Origin of the sequence: Streptomyces sp. NPDC058000 (genome assembly GCF_042886435.1) — a bacterium.
GTDB lineage: Bacteria > Actinomycetota > Actinomycetes > Streptomycetales > Streptomycetaceae > Streptomyces.
This window is the reverse complement of record NZ_JBHVQS010000011.1, coordinates 133,785-160,503: the sequence shown is the minus strand read 5'-3', so window position 1 is coordinate 160,503 and position 26,719 is coordinate 133,785. Positions and strand designations below refer to the sequence as shown.

28 protein-coding genes are annotated in these 26,719 nt (G+C 71.3%); 19 read left to right on the top strand and 9 right to left on the bottom strand.

The features are described 5' to 3' along the window. Nucleotides 1-86: 86 nt before the first annotated feature. The 9 genes from hppD to ACFVT2_RS14775 all read left to right on the top strand — a co-directional run bounded on the left by hppD (nucleotide 87) and on the right by ACFVT2_RS14775 (nucleotide 8,506). Nucleotides 87-1,184 (top strand): 4-hydroxyphenylpyruvate dioxygenase, encoded by a 1,098-nt coding sequence (gene hppD / locus ACFVT2_RS14815; protein WP_390016922.1) that lies wholly within the window; start codon nucleotides 87-89, stop codon nucleotides 1,182-1,184. Beyond that, a complete protein-coding gene (locus ACFVT2_RS14810; RefSeq protein ID WP_390016919.1) occupies nucleotides 1,181-2,383 on the top strand; it encodes an alpha-hydroxy acid oxidase in 1,203 nt (400 codons plus the stop codon). Before hppD ends, ACFVT2_RS14810 begins: the two co-directional genes overlap by 4 nt. Continuing rightward, nucleotides 2,380-3,297: a phytanoyl-CoA dioxygenase family protein gene (locus ACFVT2_RS14805; RefSeq protein ID WP_390016917.1), complete on the top strand. Its 918-nt coding sequence runs from the start codon at nucleotides 2,380-2,382 to the stop codon at nucleotides 3,295-3,297. The genes ACFVT2_RS14810 and ACFVT2_RS14805 overlap by 4 nt, the downstream gene beginning before the upstream one ends. After that, nucleotides 3,294-4,613 (top strand): PLP-dependent aminotransferase family protein, encoded by a 1,320-nt coding sequence (locus ACFVT2_RS14800; protein ID WP_390016914.1) that lies wholly within the window; start codon nucleotides 3,294-3,296, stop codon nucleotides 4,611-4,613. Before ACFVT2_RS14805 ends, ACFVT2_RS14800 begins: the two co-directional genes overlap by 4 nt. Further along, complete coding sequence (locus tag ACFVT2_RS14795) at nucleotides 4,610-5,548, top strand: DMT family transporter (protein ID WP_390016911.1); 939 nt, start codon at nucleotides 4,610-4,612, stop codon at nucleotides 5,546-5,548. Before ACFVT2_RS14800 ends, ACFVT2_RS14795 begins: the two co-directional genes overlap by 4 nt. A gap of 195 nt (nucleotides 5,549-5,743) precedes the next feature. Then, entirely contained in the window at nucleotides 5,744-6,886 is a 1,143-nt protein-coding gene (locus tag ACFVT2_RS14790; protein ID WP_390016908.1) for a prephenate dehydrogenase, read from the top strand. A gap of 89 nt (nucleotides 6,887-6,975) precedes the next feature. Beyond that, the gene (locus ACFVT2_RS14785; protein ID WP_390016905.1) at nucleotides 6,976-7,353 is read left to right on the top strand and encodes a 5-carboxymethyl-2-hydroxymuconate Delta-isomerase; all 378 of its coding nucleotides are present in this window, start codon (nucleotides 6,976-6,978) and stop codon (nucleotides 7,351-7,353) included. A 214-nt stretch (nucleotides 7,354-7,567) separates the two neighbouring features. Further along, nucleotides 7,568-7,849 (top strand): acylphosphatase, encoded by a 282-nt coding sequence (locus ACFVT2_RS14780; RefSeq protein ID WP_390016902.1) that lies wholly within the window; start codon nucleotides 7,568-7,570, stop codon nucleotides 7,847-7,849. Nucleotides 7,850-8,179: 330 nt separating this feature from the next. Beyond that, the gene (locus ACFVT2_RS14775; RefSeq protein WP_390016899.1) at nucleotides 8,180-8,506 is read left to right on the top strand and encodes a plasmid stabilization protein; all 327 of its coding nucleotides are present in this window, start codon (nucleotides 8,180-8,182) and stop codon (nucleotides 8,504-8,506) included. A gap of 32 nt (nucleotides 8,507-8,538) precedes the next feature. On the opposite strand, the gene ACFVT2_RS14770 is transcribed toward ACFVT2_RS14775, so the two are convergent. Next, nucleotides 8,539-8,880 (bottom strand): DUF3040 domain-containing protein, encoded by a 342-nt coding sequence (locus ACFVT2_RS14770; protein WP_390016896.1) that lies wholly within the window; start codon nucleotides 8,878-8,880, stop codon nucleotides 8,539-8,541. 316 nt (nucleotides 8,881-9,196) lie between these two features. Between ACFVT2_RS14770 and ACFVT2_RS14765 the strand changes: the two genes are divergently transcribed. After that, nucleotides 9,197-11,812 carry a patatin-like protein gene (locus tag ACFVT2_RS14765; RefSeq protein WP_390016894.1) on the top strand — a complete coding sequence of 872 codons (2,616 nt, stop codon included), beginning with the start codon at nucleotides 9,197-9,199 and terminating at the stop codon, nucleotides 11,810-11,812. A 17-nt stretch (nucleotides 11,813-11,829) separates the two neighbouring features. Here ACFVT2_RS14765 and ACFVT2_RS14760 read toward each other — a convergent pair whose 3' ends face one another. Beyond that, nucleotides 11,830-12,327 (bottom strand): DUF402 domain-containing protein, encoded by a 498-nt coding sequence (locus tag ACFVT2_RS14760; protein WP_390016891.1) that lies wholly within the window; start codon nucleotides 12,325-12,327, stop codon nucleotides 11,830-11,832. A gap of 241 nt (nucleotides 12,328-12,568) precedes the next feature. On the opposite strand from ACFVT2_RS14760, the gene ACFVT2_RS14755 reads away from it, so the two are divergent. The 3 genes from ACFVT2_RS14755 (at nucleotide 12,569) to ACFVT2_RS14745 (ending at nucleotide 14,639) form a co-directional block, all read left to right on the top strand. Continuing rightward, nucleotides 12,569-13,306, top strand: a complete 738-nt coding sequence (locus tag ACFVT2_RS14755) for a Type 1 glutamine amidotransferase-like domain-containing protein (RefSeq protein WP_390016888.1) — start codon at nucleotides 12,569-12,571, stop codon at nucleotides 13,304-13,306. Nucleotides 13,307-13,437: 131 nt separating this feature from the next. Further along, on the top strand, nucleotides 13,438-14,004 hold the full coding sequence (locus tag ACFVT2_RS14750; protein WP_390016885.1) for a SixA phosphatase family protein: 567 nt from the start codon (nucleotides 13,438-13,440) through the stop codon (nucleotides 14,002-14,004). A 98-nt stretch (nucleotides 14,005-14,102) separates the two neighbouring features. After that, nucleotides 14,103-14,639: a hypothetical protein gene (locus ACFVT2_RS14745; RefSeq protein ID WP_390016882.1), complete on the top strand. Its 537-nt coding sequence runs from the start codon at nucleotides 14,103-14,105 to the stop codon at nucleotides 14,637-14,639. Between the two features lie 37 nt (nucleotides 14,640-14,676). On the opposite strand, the gene ACFVT2_RS14740 is transcribed toward ACFVT2_RS14745, so the two are convergent. Next, the gene (locus ACFVT2_RS14740; RefSeq protein ID WP_390016879.1) at nucleotides 14,677-15,033 is read right to left on the bottom strand and encodes an SHOCT domain-containing protein; all 357 of its coding nucleotides are present in this window, start codon (nucleotides 15,031-15,033) and stop codon (nucleotides 14,677-14,679) included. 155 nt (nucleotides 15,034-15,188) lie between these two features. Here ACFVT2_RS14740 and ACFVT2_RS14735 point away from each other — a divergent pair, with 155 nt between their 5' ends. Continuing rightward, a complete protein-coding gene (locus ACFVT2_RS14735) occupies nucleotides 15,189-16,295 on the top strand; it encodes a hypothetical protein (RefSeq protein WP_390016876.1) in 1,107 nt (368 codons plus the stop codon). 32 nt (nucleotides 16,296-16,327) lie between these two features. Here the strand turns inward: ACFVT2_RS14735 and ftsH are convergent, their stop codons facing one another. Continuing rightward, entirely contained in the window at nucleotides 16,328-18,280 is a 1,953-nt protein-coding gene (gene ftsH / locus ACFVT2_RS14730) for an ATP-dependent zinc metalloprotease FtsH (protein WP_390016874.1), read from the bottom strand. Nucleotides 18,281-18,509: 229 nt separating this feature from the next. Here ftsH and ACFVT2_RS14725 point away from each other — a divergent pair, with 229 nt between their 5' ends. Continuing rightward, the gene (locus ACFVT2_RS14725; RefSeq protein WP_390016871.1) at nucleotides 18,510-19,085 is read left to right on the top strand and encodes a hypothetical protein; all 576 of its coding nucleotides are present in this window, start codon (nucleotides 18,510-18,512) and stop codon (nucleotides 19,083-19,085) included. 260 nt (nucleotides 19,086-19,345) lie between these two features. After that, nucleotides 19,346-19,810, top strand: coding sequence for a hypothetical protein (locus tag ACFVT2_RS14720; protein ID WP_390016869.1), 465 nt, complete (start codon nucleotides 19,346-19,348; stop codon nucleotides 19,808-19,810). Between the two features lie 70 nt (nucleotides 19,811-19,880). On the opposite strand, the gene ACFVT2_RS14715 is transcribed toward ACFVT2_RS14720, so the two are convergent. Continuing rightward, complete coding sequence (locus ACFVT2_RS14715) at nucleotides 19,881-20,507, bottom strand: TetR/AcrR family transcriptional regulator (protein ID WP_390016866.1); 627 nt, start codon at nucleotides 20,505-20,507, stop codon at nucleotides 19,881-19,883. A 136-nt stretch (nucleotides 20,508-20,643) separates the two neighbouring features. Here ACFVT2_RS14715 and ACFVT2_RS14710 point away from each other — a divergent pair, with 136 nt between their 5' ends. Both ACFVT2_RS14710 and ACFVT2_RS14705 read left to right on the top strand, forming a co-directional pair. Beyond that, nucleotides 20,644-21,579 (top strand): alpha/beta fold hydrolase, encoded by a 936-nt coding sequence (locus ACFVT2_RS14710; RefSeq protein ID WP_390016864.1) that lies wholly within the window; start codon nucleotides 20,644-20,646, stop codon nucleotides 21,577-21,579. 82 nt (nucleotides 21,580-21,661) lie between these two features. After that, nucleotides 21,662-22,582 (top strand): alpha/beta fold hydrolase, encoded by a 921-nt coding sequence (locus ACFVT2_RS14705; RefSeq protein ID WP_390016862.1) that lies wholly within the window; start codon nucleotides 21,662-21,664, stop codon nucleotides 22,580-22,582. Nucleotides 22,583-22,687: 105 nt separating this feature from the next. On the opposite strand, the gene ACFVT2_RS14700 is transcribed toward ACFVT2_RS14705, so the two are convergent. From ACFVT2_RS14700 to ACFVT2_RS14690, 3 genes are all read right to left on the bottom strand, one after another. Beyond that, a complete protein-coding gene (locus tag ACFVT2_RS14700; RefSeq protein WP_390016859.1) occupies nucleotides 22,688-23,308 on the bottom strand; it encodes a DUF6461 domain-containing protein in 621 nt (206 codons plus the stop codon). Nucleotides 23,309-23,429: 121 nt separating this feature from the next. Beyond that, complete coding sequence (locus tag ACFVT2_RS14695; RefSeq protein ID WP_390016857.1) at nucleotides 23,430-24,185, bottom strand: SDR family oxidoreductase; 756 nt, start codon at nucleotides 24,183-24,185, stop codon at nucleotides 23,430-23,432. Nucleotides 24,186-24,410: 225 nt separating this feature from the next. Beyond that, nucleotides 24,411-24,785, bottom strand: coding sequence for a cupin domain-containing protein (locus ACFVT2_RS14690; RefSeq protein WP_390016854.1), 375 nt, complete (start codon nucleotides 24,783-24,785; stop codon nucleotides 24,411-24,413). Between the two features lie 67 nt (nucleotides 24,786-24,852). On the opposite strand from ACFVT2_RS14690, the gene ACFVT2_RS14685 reads away from it, so the two are divergent. Next, entirely contained in the window at nucleotides 24,853-25,293 is a 441-nt protein-coding gene (locus ACFVT2_RS14685) for a MarR family winged helix-turn-helix transcriptional regulator (protein ID WP_390016853.1), read from the top strand. Nucleotides 25,294-25,339: 46 nt separating this feature from the next. Here ACFVT2_RS14685 and ACFVT2_RS14680 read toward each other — a convergent pair whose 3' ends face one another. Beyond that, nucleotides 25,340-26,695: a ferritin-like protein gene (locus tag ACFVT2_RS14680; RefSeq protein ID WP_390016850.1), complete on the bottom strand. Its 1,356-nt coding sequence runs from the start codon at nucleotides 26,693-26,695 to the stop codon at nucleotides 25,340-25,342. Between the last annotated feature and the right edge of the window lie 24 nt (nucleotides 26,696-26,719).

The window sequence follows — 26,719 nt, the reverse complement described above, 5'->3', positions numbered from 1 at the left end:
CCCCCCCCCGGCGTTCCGCCAGCGGAGCGGCCCGGTGCGCCCGCACACCCTCCCCCACACCCTCCCCCCCAAGAGATTGGATCAGCGTGACCGCCCATTCCGTCGACCATGTCGAGTTCTTCGTCGGGGACGTCAACCAGGCATCCCACTACTACTGCGGCACCTACGGATTCCGTGTGGTGGCCGAGGCCGGCCCGCTCACCGGACTGGCCGGCGCCCGCTCGCTCGTGCTGGCCCACGGCGGGGTGCGCCTGGTGCTGACCTCCGCCCTGCACGCCGACCACGCCGCCTCGCACTTCGTCCGCCGGCACGGGGACGGCGTCCGTGACGTGGCCCTGCGGTCCACCGACGCGGCCGGCGACTTCGCCCGTGCGGTGGCCGCGGGGGCCGATCCGGTCGCCGAGCCCGAGACGTTCGAGGACGCGGGCGGCCGGGTCGTCCGGGCCACCATCGCCGCGACCAACGACCTGGTGCACACCTTCATCCAACGTGACGACCCATCAGGTCCCTTTCTGCCGGGGCGGTTCCTGCCCGTAGACGACGGCGCGGCCGACCGCGGGCTGCTGCGGTCCGTCGACCATCTGGCGTTCGTCCTGCGACCCGGTTCCCTGGACACCATGGTCGACTTCTACGGCCGGGCGCTGGGCCTGAAGCACACCTACGACGAGTACATCGTCGTCGGCGGCCAGGCGATGGCCTCCAAGGTCGTCCAGGACGAGACCCGGGGCATCACCTTCACCATGGTGGAACCCGACCCGGTCAGCGACCGCGGGCAGCTCAACGACTTCCTCGACGGCTTCGACGGCCCCGGCGTGCAGCACATCGCCTACGCCACCGACGACATCGTCACCGCCGCCCGCGAACTCCGCAGCTCCGGCGTGGAGTTGCTCAGCACACCGGCCGGGTACTACGCCTCACTGGCCGAGCGCGGCATCGAGGTGGGCGTCGACCCGGCGGTCCTCCAGGAGCTGGGACTGCTGGCCGACCGGGACGAGTGGGGCCAGCTGGTGCAGGTGTTCACCCGGTCCCCGTACGCCCGCCGAACGGTGTTCTTCGAGCTGATCCAGCGGCTCGACGCCCGCACCTTCGGCAGCGGCAACATCAAGGCCCTCTACGAGGCCGTCGAACGGGAGCGGGCCGGGAACGCCGTACCGGCGGGTGCCGCGGCGAGGGCCGGCGAGTGACCGCGCCGGCCGCCTCCCCCGACACCCGGCCCGACCTGCTGCTGAACCCGCGGGACTACGAGACCGCGGCGCGCGCCCGGCTGGACCGGTCGGTGTGGGACTACATCGCCGGCGGCAGCGGCGACGAGGTGACCCTGCGCGAGGACCGCGCGGCCTACGGGCGCTACCGGCTGCGTCCCCGCACCCTGGTCGACGTGTCCCACTGCGAGCCGGCCACCACCCTGCTCGGCCGGCCGGTGGCCTTCCCCGTGGGCATCGCGCCCATGGCCTACCACCAGTTGGTCCACCCGGACGGCGAGATCGCCACCGTCCGCGCGGCCGGCACGGTGGGTGCGCTCACCATCGCCAGCACCTTCGCCAGCACGCCACTGGAGGAGATCGCCGAGGCCGCCACCGGACCGCTGTGGCTCCAGCTGTACGTACTGCGCCGCAGGGAGGTCACCGCGTCCCTCGTGCGCCGGGCCGAGGCCGCCGGCTACCAGGCCCTGGTGATCACCGTCGACACCCCACGGATGGCCCGCCGGGAACGCGACCTTCGCAACGGCTTCCGCCTTCCACCCCACATCCGCCCGGCCAATCTCGACCAGGACCACGCCGCCGGGCTGCACCAGGGCCGCTCCGGCAGCTCCACACTCGCCGGCCACGCCGCCCAGCACCACGACGCCGCGTTCACCTGGGACGACCTGGCGTGGCTCCGGTCACTGACCGATCTGCCGCTGGTGCTCAAGGGCGTGCTCACCGCGGAGGACGCCGACCGGGCGGCCGGACTGGGCGTGGCCGGGCTGCTCGTCTCCACGCACGGGGGGCGCCAACTGGACGGTGTCATACCGGCGTTGGACGCCCTCCCGGAGGTGGTCGCGGCCGCCGGCGACCGGTGCGACGTACTCGTCGACGGCGGCGTCCGGCGCGGGACGGACGTGATCAAGGCACTGGCGCTCGGGGCCCGCGCGGTCCTGGTCGGCCGGCCCGTCCTGTGGGGCCTGGCCGTCGACGGCGAGAGCGGGGTGGAGCGGGTGCTGTCCACCCTCCGCGCGGAGCTGGAGGAGGCGATGGCGCTCACCGGCCGGCCCCGCCTCGACGCCCTCACCCGCGATCTGCTGCATCCCGCCGCAGACCGAACGCACCACCTCACCACCACGGCACCTCCCCACCCCACCGAAGTACATCCCCACCCCACCGACGCAGAGGACCCGGCATGACGACCGACGACGCCCGTTTCCCGCTGACCGCCGCCGAGCAGGAGCTCCTGCCCACCGCAGAGGAGGTGCAGTTCTTCCAGGAGCACGGCTGGTACCTGTCGAAGAAGCTGCTCACCGACGAAGAGGTCGACCTGCTGGACTCCGCGGCCGACCGCTTCTACGCCGGCCACCGGGACCGCACCCTGCCGGCTCGGCCGCCGCGACTGGCGTACTGGGAGCCGGAGAAGGGCGATGTGCACCGGCACAACGACTACATCTTCTACGAGGACGACACCATCCGCTCCATCCTGGCCAAGCCGATCATCGCGGCGGTCGCCGCACGGATCGCGCAGACCGGCCAGATACGCCTGTGGAACAGCACCCTGATCCACAAGCCGCCGCGGGCGGAGGACACCCGCAACATCGTGCCCTGGCACTTCGACCGGCACTACTGGCAGACCTGCTCCTCCGACGAGATGCTCACCGCCTTCGTGCCCTTCCACGACTGCGGTGAGGAGATGGGAACCATCACGATGGTGGACGGCAGCCACCGCTGGAAGGAGCTCGCCGGCGACGACTCCACCAGCCGTCACTTCGCCGAGCGCGACCGGTCCGAACTGGAGGAGATGCTTGCGGAGAACGCCGCCTTCAACGACGCGGAGGTCCGCAAGGTGCCCATCACCATCCCCAAGGGACACATCAGCTTCCACCACTGCCGCACCTACCACGGCAGCGGCCACAACGTCAGCGACCGACCCCGCCGCGCCATCTCCCTCCACCTCCAGGACCGCACCAACCAGTGGCGCCCCTACGAGCTGTCCACCGGCGACCTGGTGGTCTACAACAACGACGTCCTGGTCCGCCGGGACGCGGCCGGTAACCCCGACTACACCGACCCCGACTTCTGCCCGGTCCTGTGGGAGGACGCCAGGTGAGCCAGGATCCCCCCACCACCGTGCTGCCGGCCCACACACTGCACGGCTCGCTCGCCGATCCGCTGATGGAAGTGATGAACTTCCTCAACGAGGTCACCTCCCGCTACCCGGAGGCGATCTCCTTCGGCCCCGGCCGCCCCTACGAAGGGCTCTTCGAGGTCGAGCAGATCGGCGACTACCTCACCGCCTACCAGCGGTACCTCACTGAGGAGCGGGGCTGCTCCCCTGACCAGGTCCGCACCCTGCTGTTCCAGTACGGGCGCACCAACGGGCAGATCCACGACCTGGTCGCCCGCGCCCTGCACAACGACGAGGGCATCACCGCCGACCCGGCATCCCTGGTGGTCACGGTGGGCGCGCAGGAGGGCATGTTCCTCGTCCTGCGCGCCCTGTTCGCCGACCCGTCGGACGTCCTGCTGGTCTCCTCGCCGTGCTACGTCGGCATCACCGGCGCGGCCCGGCTGCTGGACATCGAGACGGTCCACGTCCCCGAGGGCCCGGAGGGGTGCGATCCGGACGTCCTGCGGCGGACGGTCGCCGAGCTGCGCGCCGCCGGGAAGCGGCCGCGGGCGTTCTACGTGGTGCCGGACTTCTCCAACCCGACCGGCACCTGTCTGCCCCTCGCCGGGCGACACCGACTGCTGGAGACGGCGGCGGCCGAGGACCTGCTCGTCCTGGAGGACAATCCGTACGGGTTCTTCACCCCGACCGGCAGTGGGCTGCCCACGCTCAAGGCGCTGGACGAGCGGCGGCGGGTGATCTACCTCGGCTCGTTCGCCAAGACCTGCTTCCCCGGCGCCCGGGTCGGCTACGTGATCGCCGACCAGCACGTGCAGGCCCCGGACGGCAGTCGTACGCTGCTGGCCGACGAACTGTCGAAGATCAAGGGCATGGTGACGGTGAACACCCCGGCGCTCAGCCAGGCGGTCATCGGCGGCATGCTGCTCACCCACGACTTCCGCCTGCGGGAGGCCAACAAGCCCGCCGCGGACTTCTACCGGTCCAACCTGAGGACCCTGCTCGACAGCCTCGACCGGCTGCTCCCCCGCGAGCGGCGCGAGGCGGCCGGAATCAGCTGGAACGTGCCGGCGGGTGGCTTCTTCCTGACCCTGACCCTCCCGGTTCCGGCGGACAATGCCTTGTTGGAAGAGTCCGCCCGCGAACACGGAGTGATCTGGACACCGATGAGCTACTTCTATCCCGATGGTGACGGCGGACGTCACCAAATGCGCCTCTCCCTCAGCTATCTGACGCCTGATCAAGTAGCGGAGGGCACCCGCCGACTGGTCGGGCTGCTGGAAGGGAGCTGCGGATGAACGCCGTCCTGTACGTGGTGACGGTGCTGATCTGGGGCTCCACCTGGCTGGCGATCAAGGGCCAGTTGGGGGACGTGCACCCCACGGCATCCATCGCGTACCGCTTCGCGCTGGCCGCCGTGATCCTGCTGGCCTGGGCCAGGCTGCGCGGGCTGCCGCTGCGCTATCCGCTGCGGGTGCACGGTCAGTTCGTCCTCATGGGCGGGCTGATGTTCTCCACCAACTTCGTCTGCTTCTACTTCGCCGAGCAGTATCTGACGACCGGCCTGGTATCGATCATCTTCGCCATGTCGCTGCTGGTGAACATGGTCTTCGCCCGGGTCTTCTTCCGGCGCACGATCGCCGCGAAGATGCTGGTCGGCGGGGCCGTCGGACTGCTGGGGATCGTCACGGTGTTCTGGCCGGAGTTCCAGAACTTCGGTCTGTCCTCCGGGTCGGGCCAGGGCATCGTGCTCTCCGCGATCGGCACCCTGGTCTTCTGCCTGGGCAACGTGGTCTCCGGCAAGACCCAGGCTGCGGGCATCCCGGTGGTGCAGGGCACCGGCTACGCCATGGCGTACGGGGCGCTGCTGATGGCCCCGTTCGCCGCCTTCTTCGGGCACGGCGCGCTGTTCCAACCCACCCTGAAGTACACCGGCTCACTGCTCTACCTCGCGGTCTTCGGGTCGGTGGTGGGCTTCGGCGCGTACCTCACCCTGCTCGGCCGGATCGGCGGCGAGCGCGCCTCCTACGCGATGGTGCTCTTCCCGATCGTGGCGCTCCTGCTGTCCACGGTCTTCGAGAAGTTCACCTGGACGGCCCGGGACCTGGCGGGCGTCGCGCTGATCCTCATCGGCAACGCGGTGATGCTCACCAACCCGGCACTGCTGCGCCGCCTGACCGGCAGACCGGCCCCGGCGGAACAACCCGCGGCCCCGGCCCCGGCCGACCGCTAGCACGGCTTGCTACCCGCACGGCCCGTGGGACCGGCATGACCCGCAGGACCGGGGCGACCCGCACGGTTCGTGCGTCAAGCACGGTTCGTACGTCAAGTACCGTCCGAACGCCCTTCCCGGGCCCGCCCGTCCGCCGTCCCGGCCGGGCCCGGGAACCCCGCACCACCCGCCCCCTCACGGCCGAGGAGCGCCACCTTGCACACCGCCGCAGTCGTCGGCACCGGACTCATCGGTACCTCCATAGCCCTGGCCCTGACCGCTCGCGGAGTGACCACGCACCTGATCGACCGCGATCCCGACCGCGTCCGGATCGCCGCCGCACGCGGCGCCGGCACCCCCGAGCCCCCGTCCGCACCGGTGGACATCGCGGTCATCGCCGTCCCGCCGTCGTACACCGCCCGGACCCTCGCCGACCACCAGAAGGCCGAACTCGCCCGCGTCTACACCGATGTGGCGAGCGTCAAGGCACTCCCGCACGCCGAATGCCTGGCCCTGGGCTGTGACACCACGACCTTGGTGGGCGGCCACCCGCTCGCCGGACGGGAACGCTCCGGCCCGCTCGCCGCCCGCGCCGAGCTCTTCCAGGACCACCACTGGGTGCTCACCCCTTCCCCGGACACCAGCGAGTCCGCCCTCAACCGGGCCCTGGAACTGGTTTCGCTGTGCGGCGCGGTGCCGGTGCTGCTGGACCCGCCCGACCACGACCGCGCCGTGGCGCTGGTCTCCCACCTCCCCCACCTCATGGCTACGCTCACCGCCGCCCGACTGCGCGAGGGCGAGGAGTACGCGGTCCGGCTGGCCGGCCGCGGGATGCGCGACGCCACTCGGGTCGCGTCCGGCGACGCCGGGCTCTGGGCCGACATCCTCGCCGCCAACGCCACCGCCCTCGCCCCACTCCTGACCGAACTCAGCGCGGACCTGGCCACCGCCGCCCACGCCCTGTCCCGGCTGTCCGCCACCGACCCGGAACCGGAAGCGACGGCCGACGCCCTGGCCGATCTGACCGCGATACTGCACCGCGGCGTCGAGGGCCGCTCCCGCATCACACCCCCGTACGACGGCCCCGGAGCGCGCCCCCACACCGTGCTCTCGGTCACCCTCGGCGGCCGCGACCGGCCGCTGGCGCGACTGCTGGACGACGTGGACGCGGCCCGATTGGAACTGACGGGCCTGGAACTGACGGGACCGGAACTGACGGGTCCGGACCCGGCGGTCACGGGCCTTCCGCATGCCGGGGCCACACCGGCTGCGGCCGACTCCGTCGGACTCAAGGTGGCCCCGGACGTGGCCCACGCCCTCACCGAAGCCCTCCGCAACCGCGGCTGGACGGTCCGTTAGCCAACGACAACGTCCACTTCCACATCCACACCATTACCTGAAGTCTTCGATGTCTGCCTGGCAGCCCCATGTCCCGGAGGAGAACCCATATGCCGCACATCCTCGTCGACCACGACGCGCCGCTGCGGGAGGTCCTGGACCGCCGCCGCTTCGCACACGAGCTCCACGCCCTCGCCGCGAAGTCAGTCGACGGCATCACCATCGAGAGCTGCAAGACCCGGTTCCGTTGCGTCGAGGACGTCGTCATCGCCCACGACGAACCCCAACAGGCCCTGATCCACGTGGACTTCGCGATCCTGCCGGGCCGCACCACAGAGACCAAGAAGGCACTGGGCCAGGCGGTCCTCGACCTGGTGCGCGCCCACACGGCGACCGCAACGGGTCTGACGGTGCACGCCTCCGTCGAGGTGCGCGACCTCGACGCGGCCTACGTCAAGCACGTGAAGCCGGCGACCACCGGGCCGTGACGATCGGTAGCCGACCTCGGGAGCGTTACCGCTTCGCGGCCCTGTGGTTTCCCACACCTCTCGGTGGGTGCGGCCGGCTCGACAGTTGACTGCGGGCGCTCGCGCTGTTCGCCGTAGACACCCGAGGGCCGCGCCTCGGGTCCTGACCGGGCGAAGGCACGCCGGACTCGGGTGGTCGTCCCCTGGCCGGGCCCCGTGATCTACAGTCCTGCCCATGGTGCGGAAGCACGTGATCGTGTCCGGACGGGTGCAGGGCGTCTTCTTCAGGGACACCTGCCGCCAAAACGCGCTGGCGCGCGGTGTCTCGGGGTGGGTGCGCAACCTGCCCGACGGGGACGTCGAGGCGGTCTTCGAAGGTCCCGAGGAACGCGTCGCGCAGATGGTCGAGTGGGCACACCAGGGACCACCGTCCGCTGATGTGAAAAAGGTCGAGGTACGGGACGAGGGGCCGGAAGGGCTGAGCAGCTTCGAGGTCCTGCCCGCCCCTCGTCCGTAAGGGCCGCGCCGCCTGGGGATCCGCCAGCCAGCGCCCGCCCGGCGGAGATTCCTGCCATCACCGGCACAGGCTGGCGCTCCACCCCTCAACGCACCCTGAGTAGCGCCACCGCACCATCGGCGATGAACTGATGGGGGCGTTGCGCGCCAGGCAGGCGCAGCTGCCCACGAGCCGCGAGGGCAGGTACCAGGCGGATGCCGGACACCGAGCGAATGCCAGGCAAATGCCGGACACCAGGCGAATGCCGGGGCGATGGGCGATGTCCGGGCATCCATCGGCATCGGCCTGGCCACCGGCCCGAAGCGCCGCGGACGACACGAGGAGGTTCTGATGCCTGTCAGTTCGAGCAAGAAGCGTGAGCGTCAGTACGAGCACATCAAGGAGAGCGCGGAGCAAAGGGGCGAGTCCACCGAGCGCGCCAAGGAGATCGCGGCGCGGACGGTGAACAAGGAGCGGGCGCGGGCCGGCGAGTCCCGCACGGCGAGCCGGGTCTCGCTCCAGGACGAGAAGTCCGCCTCACAGCGTGGCGGCGAACGCTCGCACCGTGGCGCCCAGGGGCCGACGAAGGACCAGCTGTACGAGGAGGCCAAGCGGCGTCACATCGACGGCCGGTCGTCGATGACCAAGGAGGAGCTGCGGAGGGCCCTCGGCCGTTGACCGCACCGCACCGGCCCGGCGCTCGCCTGCGATCAGCACTGCGGTCCCCGGGCGTCCGCGCTCCGCAGCCGCGCCCACCGGCCCATGAGCCGGGCCAGGCAGGTGAGCGTCAGCCCCCAGGCCGCTGTGCATGCCGAGATCACCACCGCAGCGGAGGCCGTGGCGACCGAGCCCAACAGCCCCCGGAAAACGGCTCCCAGCCCGTGGGCCGCCCCACAGGCACCGCCACGCCGCGCGGACGGTGGCGCCTGCGGCGGTGGGACGTCCCATCGCATGGTCGTCAGACAGCGGTCCAGATCCGCGTCCTGCACGCGCAAGTCCTGTTCGATCTGTGCCAGGAGGAATCGCTCCCGGCGGGAGAGTGCCTCAGCCATTGCGGTACGCCTCCGTGAGACCGCCCCCACTCCTTCCGCTCTTCCTCCCACTCTGATCCCGGCCCGCCCACCCGGCAATCGCTGCACCCCGGCCGCCGCGCCGCACCCCTGGTCGTCCGGGTCCCACCCACGACGTCCGCAGGTGGCAGCAGCCGCGGCCGAAGCCGTCACCGTGGCGTGACCGCACCGTCACGCCCCCGGCCACGAAGTGGAACCGGCCGCCCCCGCGCGCCAGCATCGAAGTGAGGCACGTGGCACAGCCTCGCCGGATCCGCAAGTCGGCGGAATTCCGGGGCGCACGAGCGCGGGAGTTGGCATGACAACCGAAGAGTCGGTGGCCCGTCATGAGACCCGGCTGGCACTGGTCCTCAACGGCGGCGTCAGCCTCGCTGTCTGGATGGGCGGGGTCACGCATGAAATGGATCTGCTGCGCAGGGCCTCCGACCCGGGCTCCGAGGAACCCGAAGACGCACGCGACCGGGAAGTCTTCGCCATCTGGCGCAGACTCGCCCGGAAGGCCCGGACGAAGGTCGTGATCGACATCGTCTCGGGCACCTCGGCGGGCGGCATCAACGGCTTGATCTTGGCGACGGCGATCGCCCGCGGAGCGCAGCTGCCGCCGCTCAAGGACCTCTGGACGCGCTCCGCCTCCCTACAGAATCTTCTGACACCGCCGCCCCGTATGAGCGTGCTGAACGGTGACACCTTCGCGTCGGAAGTCCGCAACGCGCTCCACCACATCAAGGGAAGTCCTAAAGGCTGTACTCATCCGGTCACGTTGTTCGTCACGGCGACCGCTCTGGACGGGCGCGATCAAAGCTATCGTGACGGCTTCGGCACGGAATTCCAGGTTCGTGATCACCGACGCCTCTACCGTTTCCAGCAGGAGAAGGCCAGCGAACACCTCAGCTACGAGCTGGACGACCAGCAGAAGTGGAATTTCACCGAACGGGCTGTCTCCCATTTCGCGGGCGAGAGCCTGCCGAAGCTCGTTCAGGCGGCTCGGGCCACTGCCGGCTTCCCGGTGGCGTTCGGGCCGGTTTCCGAGTTCCCGATGGTGGATCGCCGTGTGCTACCGAATCCCGAGCTCGATTTCCCGGCCAGTTGCGTGATCGATGGCGGCGTCCTCAACAACGCGCCCTTCGGGCCGGTGCTCCAGGAGATCACCCGCCGCAAACTCGACGTCCCCATGAAGCGGGTCGTCGTCTACGTGGTCCCGTCCGTAGGCCGGCTGGCCCAGGAAAGCACCAAGAAATCCCTGTGCAACGAGATCACCTGGAACACCGCCGCGTTGAACGCGATCCGCTATCCGCAGGAGGTGAATCTCCGGTCCGGTATGGAGGACCTCGCCGCCCGCCTCAGGACGAGCATCCGGGACCAACAGGTCGACCTGTTCCAGCGGCTGAGCGCGCCGGAGAGCCAGGGCAAGGACAAACTGTACGAACACGTCCGCGGTGTGGCGGGGAAACTCAACAACGAGTACCGGCGCAACCGGGCCATCGCGCTCCTCTACAACCTGCGCAAGCAGATCAGCGAGAGCAGCGACATCAGCACCCTGATCGTGACACCGGAATTGGACAGCGAACGGGTCGACGGCATCCTGGGTGCCCACCGGCGCGACAACGACAACTGGAAGCACCCGAGTTGGCTGCCCCACTGGGACCAGCCCCTGGATTTCGATCCCGCGCAGCCGTGGAACTGGGGGATCATCGCCGCGGAGCGCGTCATCCAGTGTCTGATCGGCCACCTCCTCGAATTGCTCGAAGAGGAGAAGAGAGAACATTCGCAAGAGTTCCTCGGTGAGGGCGGCCGCAAGGTCAGCCGGTGTCTGCGGGAAGTGCTGGCACTCGCCGACACCATCGATGCCGAACTCCGCAGGACCGCCGACCCGAACGACCTGGCGGAGGAAGGCGCCGCTCGCCTCTATGACGAGGTGTTCGTCCGGCTGGGGGTTCCGGACAGGCTGCGGGAGATCGTGCGGACGGCGAGCGAGAGCTACGTGCAGGCGATGACGGAGGCGGAACTCCACAACGGCTGGAGTGCGCAGGAAGTGGTGAATGCGTGCCTGACCGTCGAAGTGCTCACCCGGGTGTACGCACCGCCTTCGCAACTCGTGGAACCGCTCTCGCCCAAGTTCGCCTTCATGCGACTGGGGCCGGACACCATGAGCCCGCTGTTTCACGTGGATCACCTCGACGACTTCGGCGAGCGCAAGCTGTACGGGACCCGGCTGGCCCACTTCGGCGCGTTCGCCAACCCCGCCTGGCGGCAGTCCGACTTCGCCTGGGGCCGACTGGACGCCGCCCATCACCTGCTCCGCCTGCTCGACGGCATGGGCGAGCAGGAACGCAGACGCGAGGAGAAGCTGCTGCACCAGGCCATCCTCACCGCCGAGGCCCCGCCGGACGGAACGCCCGGCGGGCCGGGGACGGCGCAGGGCGCCTGTCAGTGGATGGCGGGCCATCTCCTGGAACTCCGGCAAACCGACGAGGCGTTGCTGCTCGGGCACCTCAAGACCGACGAAGGGAAGGAGAACCTCAAGCAGGTCGGCGACGCCGTGCTGCGGCTGCTCAACGACGCGGACAGCCCGAATGCTCCGGGAACTCCCGGATGGCTCAAGATGTGGCGGACCGCCGTGGAATACGGCCGCTCCACCTTCGCCGACCGCCGGCACCTGGTCAGCGACGACCCCGAGCTCTCCCTCCGCCAGCGGAGCCCGGCGCGCCGAATCCCGACGGCGTACGTGCGGCGCAGAGCCCGGGAAACCTACGAACACTCCCCGCTTGAGGTGCCCGGGGCCGTGAAGAAGGCGGCTGCCAAGACCGCGTGGGCGTTCCTGGCGTCCTCCTTCCTGTCCGGTGCCGCCTACCGCAGGTTGTGGCAGTCGCGGCGCTCGGCCGCGCGGCTGGTGACCCGTCTGACCGGCCCGTGAGCCGGGGCGGCACGGGGTCAGAGGGTGCGCAACCGTCCCGTGCGGGCGAGCTCTTCGAGTGCGTCCAGGGATTGTCGCGCCCGGGCTGCGGCGGCCGGATCGCGGAGTTCGATGCCGCTCTGGACGAATTCGTCCTCGTCCAGGCGGAGCACGTTCGCACCGTCCGCCGACTGCCACAGGTCCAGGTCCAGGTCCTCGACCGCGATGCCGTCCGGACCGACCTCGGCGGGGCGCGTCACATCGCAGTACCAGCCCTTGATCGAACCGTCGGCGGCCCGCACCTCCTTGACCGCGTACCAACGGTCACGCCAGTAGTGCTCGGTGAAGACGTCGCCCGGCTCGAACCGCACGAAACCGAAGTCCCGGGCGGTGGGCCGCGCCCAGGGTGCCCGTATGACGGCGCGTACCCCGTCATCGCTCACGACGGTGGCGGGGTACCGCACTTTGGTCCGCCCCGCCTTCGTCAGCGTGACATGCACCTCGCCACCCACCGCCAACGCATTCCCAGTCACCACGGCTCCCCTTGCTCCCTCGCACGCGCGGACTCCGCCACCGAACGCTCGCACCTTCTCCCGGACCGCGGCCGCAAGGCCAACGCTTTTACGGGGCGGCATCGGCGTCGGCCCCAGGCACGCCCGGGCCGGGGCTCCTCGTCGGTCCGCCGGGCCGCCGGCGGGCCCGATCGGCCTGCGCCGCAGCCCCGTTGGGGTCGGGTCTGCGGAGTCGCCCGCGTACCGCAGCGATAAGGTCGCGGTCATGACAGCACCGGACCCGACCATTCTCGCCACCTCCGGAGGACACCGGACGGGGGGCCGCACCATGGTGCAGTTCAACGCGCTGGTGCACCACGCGGTCGACCTCTCGGGCGTCCACGGCCGCCGGCCCCGCGTCATGTACGTCGGCACCGCCATCGGGGACGCCGAGCACTTCACCTCCCGGATGACCGAGGCCGCTCGGGTCGCCGGGTTCGATCTGACGCCCCTGCACCTGTTCCCCATGCCCAACCTTGAGGACGTCGAGGGCGCGGTACTCGATCAGGACGTGGTCTGGGTGATGGGCGGCTCGGTGGCGAACCTCCTGGCCGTGTGGCGCGTGCACGGGCTGGACCTCGTCATGCGCCGCGCATGGCAGGCGGGGGTGGTGTTGAGCGGGGTGAGCGCGGGGTCCATCTGCTGGTTCCAGGGCGGCGCGACCGACTCGTTCGGCCCGGAGCTGCGCCCCCTCACCAACGCCCTCGGGTTCCTCCCGTACGGGAACGGTGTGCACTACGACGTCGACGAGGGCCGCCGGCCGCTGATCCACCGGCTGGTCGCGGAGGGCACCCTGCCGGTGGCCCACTGCACGGATGACGGGGTGGGGCTGGTCTACCGCGGTACCGAACTGGTCGAGGCGGTGACCGAAGTCCCGGGCCAGGGCGCGTACCTCGTCACCCGCGACGGCGACTCGGCGGTCGAGGAGCGCATCGAGCCGCGCCGGCTCGCCGCGGTTGCGTAGCGCCACCACGCCCCGTCGGTCCGAGGTGCCGAGTGGGGCGGGGTCCTGGGGTGGGCCGGGGTCCGTACGGTCGGTGCGGTGCCCGGGCCGAGTTAGCCTGCCGGTATCGCCCTACTCCAGGGAGCCGTTCGATGCCTGCCTCCGTTGCCGTGGCTACCCGCCTGATCGTGCTGCGGCACGCGAAATCGGCCTGGCCGGAGGGCGTACCCGATCAGGAGCGTCCGCTCGCGGGCCGGGGTCGTCGTGATGCGCCGGCGGCCGGCCGGTGGCTGCGGCAGGAGCGTTGCGCACCCGACGTGGTGATCTGCTCGACGGCCCGGCGGACCCGCGAGACCTGGGATCGGGTCGCCGCGGAACTCCGCCCGACCCGCACGCCCCCTACGGGTCTGCCGACTCCGGAAGTGGTCTTCGAGCCCCGGGTCTACCAGGCGAGCGCGTCCACCCTGCTCCAGGTGGTGCGCGCACTGCCGGACCGGTGGCGGACCGCGCTGTTGATCGGCCACCTGCCGGGCGTGCAGGACCTGGTCGTATCGCTGGCCGGCGGGGGTGACGACGACGCGCTCGCCCGGGCCCGCGGGAAGTTCCCCACGGCGGCGGTGGCGGTGCTGACGCTGCCCGGCGGGTGGGCCCGCCTGGCGCCGGGCACCGCGACGCTCACCGCCTTCGCCGTGCCCCGCGGTCCGAAGGGCGGTCGCTGAGGCCCCGGGCCGAGGTGCGGCGAACATTCACCCCCATGGTCCGCACGCCCCACGTGCCCGCCGCGCGGGGCGGGGAGTCCCCGGCGATCCTGTGAGGCATGGCGGACGGTAAGGGCGCCGGCGACCGGGCAGACGATCCGGGCCGAGGCATCGCCCAGCGGCAGGAGGAGCCGCACTCCGATTACGGGGGTGCGGTCTACGGCTCCCTCCAGGCCGCGTCGGTGGTGGCCGGCACCGCCGCGTTCGGACCGTTCCCCCGGGCCGGGCTCGTGCTCCTGCTGCTCATCACCGGCCTGGTCTTCTGGGTGGCGCACGCGTACGCCCGCCTCGTCGGTGACCTGGCGTCGTACCGGTACCTGACGTGGGACCGGATCCGGCATGTGGCGGGTCAGGAGTGGCCGATCGCGCAGGCGGCGGTGGGACCGGCCGTGGCCGTGGCGATCAGCCCGCTGCTGCGGCTGGACCTACCGGGGACCGCGTGGTTCGCGCTCTCCGTCGCCGTGGCCGAGCAGATCGGCTGGGCCACCGCGGCCGCGATCCGCGCCGGTGCCTCGCGCCGCCTGGTGGCCCTCTCGATCGCCGTGAACCTGGTACTCGGCCTGGTCATCGTGGTGCTCAAGGCCAACCTGCACTGAACGCGCTCAGCGTGACCCGACGGGCCCGTGCACCAGGTCACGCTTCCGGCGCATCGGGCTTGGTCGGTCCGCCCGGTGAGGACTTGGTCGGCCCGCCCGGTGAGGAGCGGAGCACGGCCAGCCGCCGCTGGTACTCCTCGTCCTCGATCTCACCGCGGGCGTACCGCTCGGCGAGGATCCGTTCCGCCGTGGGCGACCCACCGGATGGCGGGCCACCGGGGCGCCACCCGGGGTGGCGACGGCTCGTCTCGTCTTCGCCGGACGGCCCCGGCCGGAGCACGGCACGGAAGATCAGCACACCGACCGTGATCACCAAAGCCCAGAACAGGACCATGCCGACCGTGGCCGCCAGCCAACCCCACCCGCCGCCACCATGGCCGTACCAGAACAACATCGGACCTCACCTTCCCAGCTCGGGACGGGTGCGGACCCTGGCGAGGGCCGCACGCGGAATGGTGCCCTCACCTCGATTCTCGCTCGCCGGGGCCGGGGCGGGCGCATGCTGGAGGTGCGGGGCGGCGGCCCCGTCAGGTCGTCATGGTGGTGGCGATGCGACTGACCTTCCTCGAACCGCTCTACAAACAGCCGGGCCCGTTCGCGTCCGTGTACGTGGACACGTCGCGGGACGGCGCCCTCGCCGATCCGGACGCCGCCCTCGCGCTGCGGTGGCGACGGCTGCGCGACGCCTTGGTGGCCGAGGGCGCCGATCCGGACTCGATCACCGCCGTGGCGGGCACGGTGGGCTGCGATGCCGACGTCCCGGGGGCGCACGGGCAGGCGCTGTTCACCGCGCACGGCGCGCTGGTGCTCCAGGGCGAACTGCCGGATCCGCCCGTCCGGGACACCGCCCACTTCGGTGCGCTGCCCGACACCATGCCCCTCATCGCCCAGCACGCCCCGGAGATCCCGTACCTGGCCGGGTACGTCCACTACACGGGGCGCCATTCCCTGGAGGCCACCGGCACCGTCCACGTCGAGGCCGAGGCCGGCTGGTGGCCGCTGACCAAGGTCGCGCCTGGTGAGCGGCTCGACGCGCGGGTTCCGGTCGCCGACTGGCCGCACGCCGCGGAACGGCTGGGCCTCCTGCTGGCGGCGCGGGCACACGGGCTCGACGCCGAGGCGCTGGTGCTGGCCGGTGACACCTGGGCCCGCGGCATCCTGATCCGACGACTCCCCGCGTGGCTGCGCGACCGGGTCGTCGCGGTCGACTCGGGCGGCGCACCGCGGCCGGGGCGCGCGCTGCTGGAGCTGCGGTTGGAGCGCCTGTTCCGCGGGCGGATGGCCGCGCACGACCAGTTCCTGGTGGGGGCCTTCCTGGCCCGGCGGGCGCACCGCGGGGCGGCTGCCGAGGGGCTGCCGGACACCGTGTCGGCACTCCAGCGCGGCCAGGTCAGCGCGCTGTTCCGCACGGACCGCGGCGGCTCGGCACCGCGGTGGTTGTGGGTGGGGCCGGAGCCGGCGCAACTGGCGCTGTCGGAGGGCGAGTTGCGGTCATACGGTGTGCGCACGGTCCGCCGGGAGCAGGTCGACGCCGCCCTGGCGCGGGCTCTGGTGGGGACGGGCGCGGAGTTGGTCCTCGTCCCCGAGCGGCGACTCCGGCTGCGGGACGGCACCGGTGCGTTGCTGCGGTACGCGGATTCCCCGGTGTCCCCGTGAACGTGGGGGGCCGGCCCGGCCGGACGGTCGGGTCAGGGCGGGGGGTGTGCGGGCCCGGTGGCGTGGCCTTCGGGGGTGGTTCCCGGCTGCTGCCGTAGCACGTCGTGGACGACCGGGCCGTCGATCGTCTCGCGCGTGGTCAGCAGGTCGGCGAGGTGTTCCAGGGCCGACCTGTGGTCGCGGAGCAGGGTGGTGGCGCGCTGTTCGGCCTGTCGGACCAGGCGGGCGGTCTCCTCGTCGATGAGGCGTTGGGTCTGCTCGGAGTAGGGACGGTGCAGGGTGTCGCCGGGGACTTCGTCGCCGAGCCGGTGCAGGGCGCCCGTGGTGGCGTAGCCGATCGGGCCGAGGGCCGGTGAGAGGCCGAAGTCGCGGACCATGCGGCCGGCGATCTGGGTGGCGCCGGCCAGGTCGTCGGCGGCGCCGGTCGAGCCTTCGCCGAAGACCACGAGTTCGGCGGCCCGGCCGCCGAGCCGGACGGTGAGCAGGTCGGTGAGGTAGCCCTCGGTGTAGAGGTGCCGCTCGGCTTCGGGGAGTTGCTCGGTGGCGCCCAGCGTGGGGCCGGCCGGCAGGATGGTCACCTTGGCGACCGGGTCGGCGTGTTCGCACAGCGCGGCCACGAGGGCGTGGCCGGACTCGTGGACGGCGACGGCGTGGCGTTCCTCGGGGAGCAGGGCGTTGGAGGACTCCCGGCGTCCCAGCAGGACGCGGTCCCGGGCGTCGTCGAGGTCCTGGGCGGAGATGACGGTGTTGCCGGCGCGGACGGCGTGGATCGCGGCCTCGTTGACGAGGTTGGCGAGGTCGGCGCCGGAGAAGCCGGGGGTGGCCCGGGCGACCACGTTCCAGTCCACGTCGGGGATCAGTTTCTTGCCGCGGGCGTGGACGGCGAGGATCGCGGCCCGCTCGGTCTGGTTGGGCAGCGGGACGGTGACGTGCCGGTCGAAGCGGCCGGGGCGCAGGAGTGCCGGGTCGAGGGCTTCGGGGCGGTTGGTGGCGGCGAGCACCACGATGCCGCTGCTCTGGTCGAAGCCGTCCATCTCGGCCAGGAGCTGGTTGAGGGTCTGTTCGCGTTCGTCGTTGCCGCCCAGCCGGACGCCGCCGCGGCGGCTGCCGACGGCGTCGATCTCGTCGATGAAGATGATCGACGGGGCGCGTTTGCGGGCCTCCTCGAAGAGGTCGCGGACCCGGGAGGCGCCGACGCCCACGAACATTTCCACGAACGCCGATCCGGTCACCGACAGGAACGGCACCGCCGCCTCGCCGGCGACGGCCCGGGCGATCAGCGTCTTGCCGGTGCCGGGCGGTCCGACCATGAGCACTCCGCGCGGCCCGGTGGCGCCGACCACCGCGTACCGCTCGGGGTGCCGCAGGAAGTCCACGACCTCGCTGATCTCCTGCTTGACCCCCTCGTACCCGGCGACGTCGTCGAAGCGGGTGGTGGGGCGCTCGGCCTCGATGATCTTGGCGCGGGAGCGGCCGATGCTGCTGAGCCCTCCGGTGAGGCTGCGCGCGGCCTGGCGTCCGGTCCACAGGAACAGTGCGCCGAGGAGGACCAGCGGTAGCAGCACGACGGCCAACGGTCCCACCCAGCTCCCGCCGCCGTTGGCGCTGGAGGCGGTGATGTCGACGTTCTTCGCGCGCAGTTGCTGGGCGAGGCCGGTGTTGCCGAGGGCGGTGGGGATCTGGGTGGTGAACTTCCGGCCGTCCTTGAGTTTCCCGTGCACGCCGCCCCTGTCGTCTATGTCGACGGTCTTGACCTGCCCGGTGTTCACCTTCCCTAGGAAGGCGCTGTACGTGAGGGAGGTCCCCGAGGGGTTGTGCGCCCGGCTGAGCAGCATGACGAAGAGCGCCACCAGGATGATCGGCAGCAGCCACGGCCGCCAGGCAGGGGCCCGTGGCTCGGCCGGCGGCTTGGGCGGCTCCCGGGGTGGCCCCGGCTTCGCCGAGCGCGTGGCGTGGCGCCCCGACAGGCGCACTGCGGTGATCACGACGGCCCCCTACGGCTCCTTCGCGCGTGGGACTTCCCCTTCCAGGAAACTCCTGGCGGCCCCGTGTCGGGCTTCCGGCGGGCTCCTCGTCTCTTCCGCCGACACGTTCCGCTCCCCCTCCTCCACGATCGGCTGTCCCGACCGGTTCCGCAGGGTGGGACGCCCGCTGTGGTGTGGGGCCGACGCGCCAGATGTGGGACGCTCGTAGAGCAGGCGAAGGGGGTGCTTGATGCCTCTTGGGAAGCTCCGTCCGCCCTGGCGGCAAGGCCCGCTGCGGCGGGGCACGGACGTGGCGCAGTCCTGGATCGTCCTGGCCACGGGCGTGCTGATCGCCGTTGCGGCCCCGGCCGCGGGAGTGGCGGCCGGCAGCGCGGTGGACGCGGCGGCCCATCGGGAGAGCTCCACGTGGCGCCCCGTTTCCGCGGTGGTGACGAAGGAACCCGCCACCCGGATCAGTGTCGACAGCGGGACCGGCACGGGGGGCCGGGTCCACATGACCGTGCGCTGGACGGCCCCGGACCGCACCGTGCGGACGGGGGAGACGTCCGTGGCGCCCGGTGTCCACGTCGGGGACCGGACGACGGTCTGGCTGGACCGGAACGGGACGCTGGTACGGGACCCCAGCACCCCGACGGACTCGCTGGCCGAGAGCGTCGTGGCCGGCACCGTGGTCGCGTCCGGCACCGGGCTGCTGCTCCTCGGCGCGGAGAAGGCCGCCGTCCGCCTGCTGGACCGCAGGCGCTATGCCCAGTGGGAGAAGGAGTGGGCGGAAGTGGACGCCCGGTGGCGGCACCCGCAGCAGTGAGGGGCGGTGGACCCGGCCCCGCTCGGCGCCGGGTCGGCGTCTCGCGTGGCGGCCCCGGACCGTCCCTGCCACGCTGAAGTTGGCGGTTGTCCCGCCCGACGTTCCCGGCCGGCTGCCGAGCCGGAACCGCCGAGGTCACCGACGTCGGACGCCGGGTCACCGTCCTGGTGGTGGCGACGCCGCCGGCCGAAGTCCGTGGGATTTCGGGGGGCTTCACCGACGCGGCATCGGCGCACCGCCCCTCGATCACGGAGGTTTCCATGGCATCAGCAGCAGGTCACCCGACCGGAACGCCGCACCCCGGCTACGGCGGGAGCGCGACCACTCCACGGCCAGCGGACCGCAAAGGCCACGGCCTGGTGATGTTCGCCGGGGTCATGTTGGCGTTGCTGGCCCTCTTCAACGGCCTCGACGGCATCGCGGCGATCGTCAACTCCCATGTCTTCGTGGGCAACGTCTCCCTGGTCCTGGGGGACATGCAGGCGTTCGGCTGGTTGATGCTCGCCCTGGGGATCCTCCAGGCGGCAGCCGCCGTCGGCGTGCTCACCAAAGGTTCGGAAGCCGCCCGTTGGTTCGGCGTCGCGGTGCTGGGTCTGAACGCCTTCGCCCAGATGTTCTTCGTCCCCTCCTACCCGGTGTGGTCGGTGATGATCATCGCGCTGGACGTCCTGGCCATCTACGGGCTGTGCGTGTACGGAGGGCGGTCCTACGACACGGCCGAGTAGGAACGGCAACGAGCGAGCAGGAACGGCAACAAGGAGGGTGAGCGGGAGCGGACACAGCGCAGCGGACGCCCTAGGCGGGCGAACCTCCCCCGCCGTCCAAGAAGATCCGGTCCAGCTGGTGGGCCAGGACGTCGGCGGCGGACCGCGCGCTGCGTTGGCCGACCAGGACGCTGGTGCCGAGCCCCGCGGACATGGCCAGCAGGCCGATCGCCTCCTTGCGCGCGTCCACCCCGGGCCGGGTGAGGTCCGCTTCCTGGGCCTGTCGCAGGAGTGCGGCCAAGGTGTCCTCGGCGGCGTCGGGGTTCTGGATGAAGGGCTGGTCGGCGAGCGCCTGATCGGTCACGGCCAGCACGGCGTACGAGGTGTAGACGAGGTGGAAGGTGCGGCTCGCCTCGTCGGTCGGCAGCGACGTCATCAGGAGCGCTTCGATCACCGCACGCGGCCCGGCGCCGCCCTCCCCCGCGGTCCGGAGCCGGGCGGCGACCCGTTCCCCGAACCCCTCGGCCAGCCGTTGCAGCCCGTACAGCAGCAGCTTCTCCTTGGTCTCGAAGTAGTACTGCACCAGCCGCAGTGAGACGCCGGCCTCTGCCGCCACGTCCCGCATTCCCACGGCGTGCAGCCCGCGTCGCCCGGCGACCCGGAGGAGCGCCTCGGCGATCTCGTTGCGTCGCTCTGCATGGTCCACGCGCTTGGGCATCGGTCGCGTCTTTCCCTCGTCAGTCGCATCGGTGTGGGCACTGGACACTGCCAGACCATTTTTATGGTACAGCCGTACCAGGATCGTGGTACGTTCGTATCACGAAGACCGCGAACAACCGTTTCCGGAGGTGGCCGTGTCCGAGACCACGACCCGTACCCAGGCCGATGTCGGCCGCTACGTGAGCGACGCCTTGCGCGACCGCTACTTCGCGGCCTGTGATGCGCTCTACGCTCTGGGCGCGCCCGCGGTCGCCGAGGACGATGTGGAGACCTCCATCGGCACCACGCACGTCTACCGGTACGAGCCGGCCGACCCCGCCGCCCGGTCCCGCACCCCAGTCGTCCTCGTGCACGGCGCGGGATCCTGCTCCGCCATGTGGTACCCGAACACCCCCGCCCTCAGCGCCGCCCGCCCGGTGTACGCGATCGACACCCCGGGCGACCCGGGACGCAGTGTGCAGCGCGCCCCCATCCACCAACCCGAGCGCGCCGCACAGTGGTTGGACGAGACGCTCGCCGCGCTCGGACTCGACCGCGTCCACCTGGTCGGCTCCTCCTACGGCGGCTGGCTCACCCTCAACCAGGCACACCGCGGGCCGGACCGGCTCGCCTCGGTCACCCTGCTCGACCCCGGCGGACTGGAGAAGGTCGGACTGCGCTTCTTCGCCTGGATCTTCGTCAGCCTCTTCGCGACCTCCGCCCCCAAGGCACTGCGTCCACGGCTGGCGGCCTGGCTGGAGCAGCCGGTGCTCGTCGTACCGGAGCTGCGCAGGTTTGTCAGGACGAGCGTCCGGGCGTACCGCATCCGTCGCCCGTCCCCGCTGCCCCTGTCCGAGGGCGAACTGTCCACCATCCGCACCCCGCTCTACCTGGTACTCGGCAAGCGCAGCCTGCTCGTCCACCCGAAGCGGCAACTGGAGCGCGTTCCGCGCCTGATACCGGGAGCGCGAGCCGAAATCGTCTCGGACACCGGCCACGGACCGCAGATCGACCACGCGGACGAAATCAACCACAAGATGCTGCGCTTCATGGACTCCGTCGACCGACCCGTCGACCACCACCGCAGCTGAGGGGTGCCGGGGCGCCTCCGCGCGGTCGTCGTGCGCCGGAACTCGGGTGCCGCGGCGAGCCGCCGACGGCATGATGGTGATCATGAACAGATATGTCACCGCCCCCGCCCGACTCGGTGAAACCCGGCTGCCGGACGGCCGGTTGCTGGGGTGGGCCGAGTGGGGCCCGGAGGACGGAGTTCCGGTACTGCTGTGCCCGGGGGCGGCGACGAGCCGATGGCTCGGTTTCGGCCCGGACGTGGTGGCGGCCCGGGGGCTGCGACTGGTGTCCCTGGACCGGCCCGGACTCGGTGCCTCGACCCCGCACCCGGGCCGGAGCTTCGCCGATTTCGCCGCGGACGTACGGCACTTGGCGGCACTGCGCGGCCTGGGACGCCCGCCGGTGGTCGGCAACTCGCAGGGCGCGCCGTTCGCCCTGGCCTGTGCGGCGGCGGGCGCGGTCTCCGCGGTGGCCGTCGTCTCGGGGGCGGACGAGGTCGCGGCGGCCGTCGTCCCGGCAGCGGACGACGTCACGGTGGCCGACGAGGCCCTGGTGGCAGGGTTCGCCGCCGCCCTACCGCCGGAGGTCCGGGAACTCGTCGAGCGCACCGCGACCGACCCGGCCGCCGCCGAGGACTTCTTCGGCGGGTTCACGGCGGACGCGATGTGGCACCTGGTACGGGGAAACAGCCCGGCGTGCGACCTGACCGTGTATCAGGACCCGCAGTTCGCGACCGCGTACCGCCGGGCCCTCGACGAGGGCTTCGCCCGGGGAGCGGCCGCCGGGTACGCCCGCGACACCGTGCTGTCCATGGGCCGCTGGCCGTTCCCCCTCGGGGGTGTCACCGTCCCGGTCGACCTCTGGTACGGAGAACACGACACCAGCCACTCCCCCGACCGCGGGGCCTTCCTCGCCACCCGGATTCCCGGCGCGCGCCGTCACCTGGTGCCGGGGGCGGGCGGCGCACTGCTGTGGACGGACCCGGGTCCGATCCTCACCACCCTCCTGAACCGGGCGAACTGAACGGGACAGGACAGGGCTGACCGAGCAGGGCTGAGGGTGGGTGCGCCGCCACCGGCAGGCGGACCGGGCCGGAGACACGTCGGTGACCGTCGCGGGCCGCGGCCGTCAGGCGGCCGGCCCCCGCAGGTCACCGACGAGCAGCGGCGACTCCAGGACGTCAGGGGTGAAGGCCACCCCGGTGACTTGGGCCGCCAGGGCGAACGCGGCCGCGATCCGGTGCTCGGACCGCCGGGTCTCCCGGCGCGGGTCCAGGCCGACCTCTGCCATGGCCGCGTTCAGCCGGTCCGGCGCGCTGCCGCGCCGCATACCGGGCACCCCGAGGGCGAACGCGGTCACGACGGCGCCGTCCACCGCGTGGACGAAATCGTCCTCGGCGTAGTCGTGCCGGCTGACGGTCACGGACTCCGCCGCCGCGGACAGTACGGTCGCCACCTCCGTCAGGGCGCCCCGCCACCCCCACGGCTCCACGGCCACGCTCCAGTCACCGAGTTGCACGACACCCACGTAGCCGCCGCCGTCCCCGCCCTGGGTCTGCTCGACGAACTCCCCGACCCGGCCGAGGAGTTCCACGAACCGCATCCGTTCGGGCAGTGGGGCGTCGGCGCCGAAGCGGCGCAGGACCTCCGCCGGGGCGAGCCCGCGGCAGAAGGACACACAGAAGATGCTGTCCAGTGGGCTGTGGTCGTCCGCCAACCAGCGGAACGGTGCCAGGGGATCGGGCTGCATACCGCGCCTTCGTCTTCCTCGGGTGGTGATGGGTGCGCGGGTTTCCCCGCTCTTCCGTCGCACCTGGAGTCAACCAGCCTGGCGGGCGTTGCGGAGCCGTTCCGGCGATCTGGGGGCGAGGTCAGCGCGTCGTGTACCCGCCGTTGATGAAGAGGGTCTGCCCGTTGAGCCACCAACCGTCGGTGAGCAGGAAGATCACATGGGGCGCGATGTCCTCGATCTTGGTCAACTCACCGTTCATGGAAGACGACTTGTGGTACGCGATGGAGTCGTCGGTCTCGGCCGGGTAGAAGAACGGGGTGTCCATCGGGCCCGGGGCGATGTTGTTGACGCTGATGTTGCGGCCGAAGAGTTCCTTCGACAGGGCGCGGGTGAAGTGCTCGACCGGTGACTTGCTGCCGGCGTAGACCGAGTACAGGCCGGTGTAGGCGGCCAGTAGCGAGGTGACGACGGTGACGATCGAGCCGTCGCGGTCGATGCGCTTGGCGGCCTCCCGCATCATGAAGTAGGCGGCCTTGGAGTTCACCGCGAACATCCGGTCGTACTCGGCTTCCGAGGTCTCGGCCATCGGCTTCTTGATCACCATGCCCGCGGTGTTCACGCTCGCGTCCACCCGCCCGAACGCGTCGATCGCCGCGTCGAAGAGCCCCTCGACCTCGGCCACCCGCGTCAGGTCCGCCTGGTGCGTCACCGCGTCCCCGCCCGCCTGCTTGACCGCGGCGGCCGTCTCCTCCGCGCCGGAACGGGAGGAGTCGCTGTTGTAGTGCACCACGACCTTCGCGCCGTGCTCGCCGAGCTGTCGGCTGATCAGGCCACCGAGGTTCCTGGAGGCGCCGCCGACCACGACGACCTTGTCCTTGAGCGTACGAGCGGGCATGACGCGTCTCCTCACCAGAACGATGTCCGTCCCCGCGCGTGCGCGGCGGCGCGCACCTGCGCCCGCACGCCGCGCCGCCTTCCCCCTGACGTGCGACGCGCGGCCACCCCGACGCTAAGCAGGCGCCCCGGTGATCGCATCCGCAGGCCGTCCGCGGCTCACCCGGCCGGCCCACCGCGCCGCCCTACAGCCGCACGCGGGGGCGCCCCGGGCTGCCAGGCAGTCCTAGTTGGCCCACGGTGGGGTGAGGGTGCTGCCGTCGGCGAGTCGGGCGTTGAGGCCGACGCGGGTGGTGACCCAGATCTCCGCGGTCCGGTCGGTGTGGTTGCTCAACGACAGTCGGGAGCCGGCGGGGGCCACCGCCGCGTCGCCGGCGCCCAGTTCGGCCGTCTCGCCGTCGATGGTGAACTCCGGCCGGCCGGAGAGTACGTAGAACGCCTCCTCATGACTGATGACGTGTGCGGGGGCGACCGTCCCGGCGGGTATCTCGGCGCGCCAGCCGGCCAGGTCCCGGCTGCCCGTGGCCGGGCGGAGGTACGAGGTGAAGCGGGCTCCGTGGATCTCGTGGACGACGGTCTCCGCACTGCGGACGAAAGGCATGACAACCTCCAGATGGACAAGCAACTTGTCCATATAGACAAGCAGCTTGACCAGTTATAGTCAAGGCATGGATGACGCCCTCGCCCTCTCCGCGCTCGTGCTCGCGCTCTCCGGCCAACTGGTGCAGGAGATCCACACCCGCGTCTCCCAGCAGGGATTCGAGGACCTCCGACCGGTGCACGGCTTCGCGTTCGCCCGTATCGCCGCCGGCGACGCCACCACCGCGGACCTCGCCGAACACCTCGGCGTGACCAAACAGGCCGCCGCCCAACTCGTCGCGGACCTGGTCCGCACCGGTTACCTGGACCGGCGCCCGCACCCCAGCGACGCACGCGCCAGGCTCCTGGAACTGACCGAGCGCGGCCGGGCCGCCACCCGCGCCGCGGATCAGGCGGCACGCTCCGCCGTCGCACCGTGGCGCGAGGCACTGGGCGAGGCCCGCTTCGCCGCACTGGTCGGCGACCTGACCCGGATCGCACCGCGCAGACCGATCCGCCCCGTGTGGTGAGGCGGCGGACGCCTACGCCCCCGGCCGACCGGTAACGGCCGGCGGCTCAGCTCACGGTGATTCCGGGGTAGAGGAGCTCGATCTGCCGGGCGACGCCGTCGTCCCCGCCGAGTTCCGGGAAGTCGACCATGGCGTCCGCGCAGAGCTTCTCCAGCGCCTTCCGCAGGTCTTCGCCGTGGCCGAGGGTGAAGGTGTGGAATTCGAAGGACGGGCCCACCGCCCGTCCGTTGTCGTCGGTGGCCCGTCTCATCATGAGTTCGGCGACGGGATAGAGGACGCCCTGCATCAGCGCGATGAAGACCCGCTCCATGTGGTAGCGGTTGCTGTGCCCATCGCCGTCAACGTCGTTCATGGGCGTCGCGTACAGCTGGTCCAGCAAGCGCAGCATGTACGTGAAGGAGGCGTTGAACAGGCGCATCAGCTTCTTCGCCGCATCGGTGATGTTCTTGTCGGCGACGTGCGGGTTGGGGACGGCGTAGTGCCGCACGGCATCGTCGGACTCGATGTTGACGCTGCCCTCGCGCGTGCCGTCGACGATGCCGATGCCCTCGATGTGCTTCAGCATCCGCTGGAAGCGCACGTAGTGCGTGTACTCCTCCAGCCCGGGCCGCGGATTGGCCGGGTCGAGCGGGACCGTGCCCTTCGTCGGGTCGGCCCCCTCCCCTTGGTCGATGACCGTGTTCAGGGCCTTCTTGGCGGTTTCGAGGTTCTCCACCACGATCGTCCGGCCGCCGCCGTACTCGTTCCAGTACGCGCGCTTGTACTGGACGAGCTTCCGCTTCTCCAACTCCTCCCCCGTCCCGAAGGAGATCTTCCCTGACTTGGAGAGGTCTTCGAGCCCCTTGATGATCCGCTTGTACAGCTCGCCGATGCTGGCGTACTGGATGGCGTCCTCGTTCTCGTAGACGATGCCGTCCTCCAGCACCTGTCCGGCGGAGAGGAGCTCGGGCACCGGAACGGACGGCTTCTCGATGGCCAGGAAGACGTCCCGCACCAACGCGTCGGAGAGCGGCGCCAGTTCGAGCTTGAGGTCCGGCTTGCGGTGCTTCAGGTCGCTCGGGTACGTGGGGACGAACTTCTGGTCGCAGAACCTGATCCGGTCACCGGCGCCGATCCCGATCATCACGTTGCGGACCAGGCAGAGGTGGAGCATCTCCTCGATCGCGACACCGATCAGCGTGCGCAGCGCCCCCTTGCCCGGGGCCCACTGCGAGTACCCCTTGGTCTTGATCGAGTAGGCGGCGAACAGGTACGGCGGGATGGTGGACAACTCCACCTGGGCCGCCGCGTACAGGTGCTTTACCAGCTGTTCCCGCGTGGTGATCTCCTTCACCGGCTCCAGCTCGCCCGGCCAGGTGAAGGCCGGCTGCTGCAGCAGGACGGGGGCTGTGGTGGTGGCCATGGGTCGTCGCCCTTTCTGACGGCG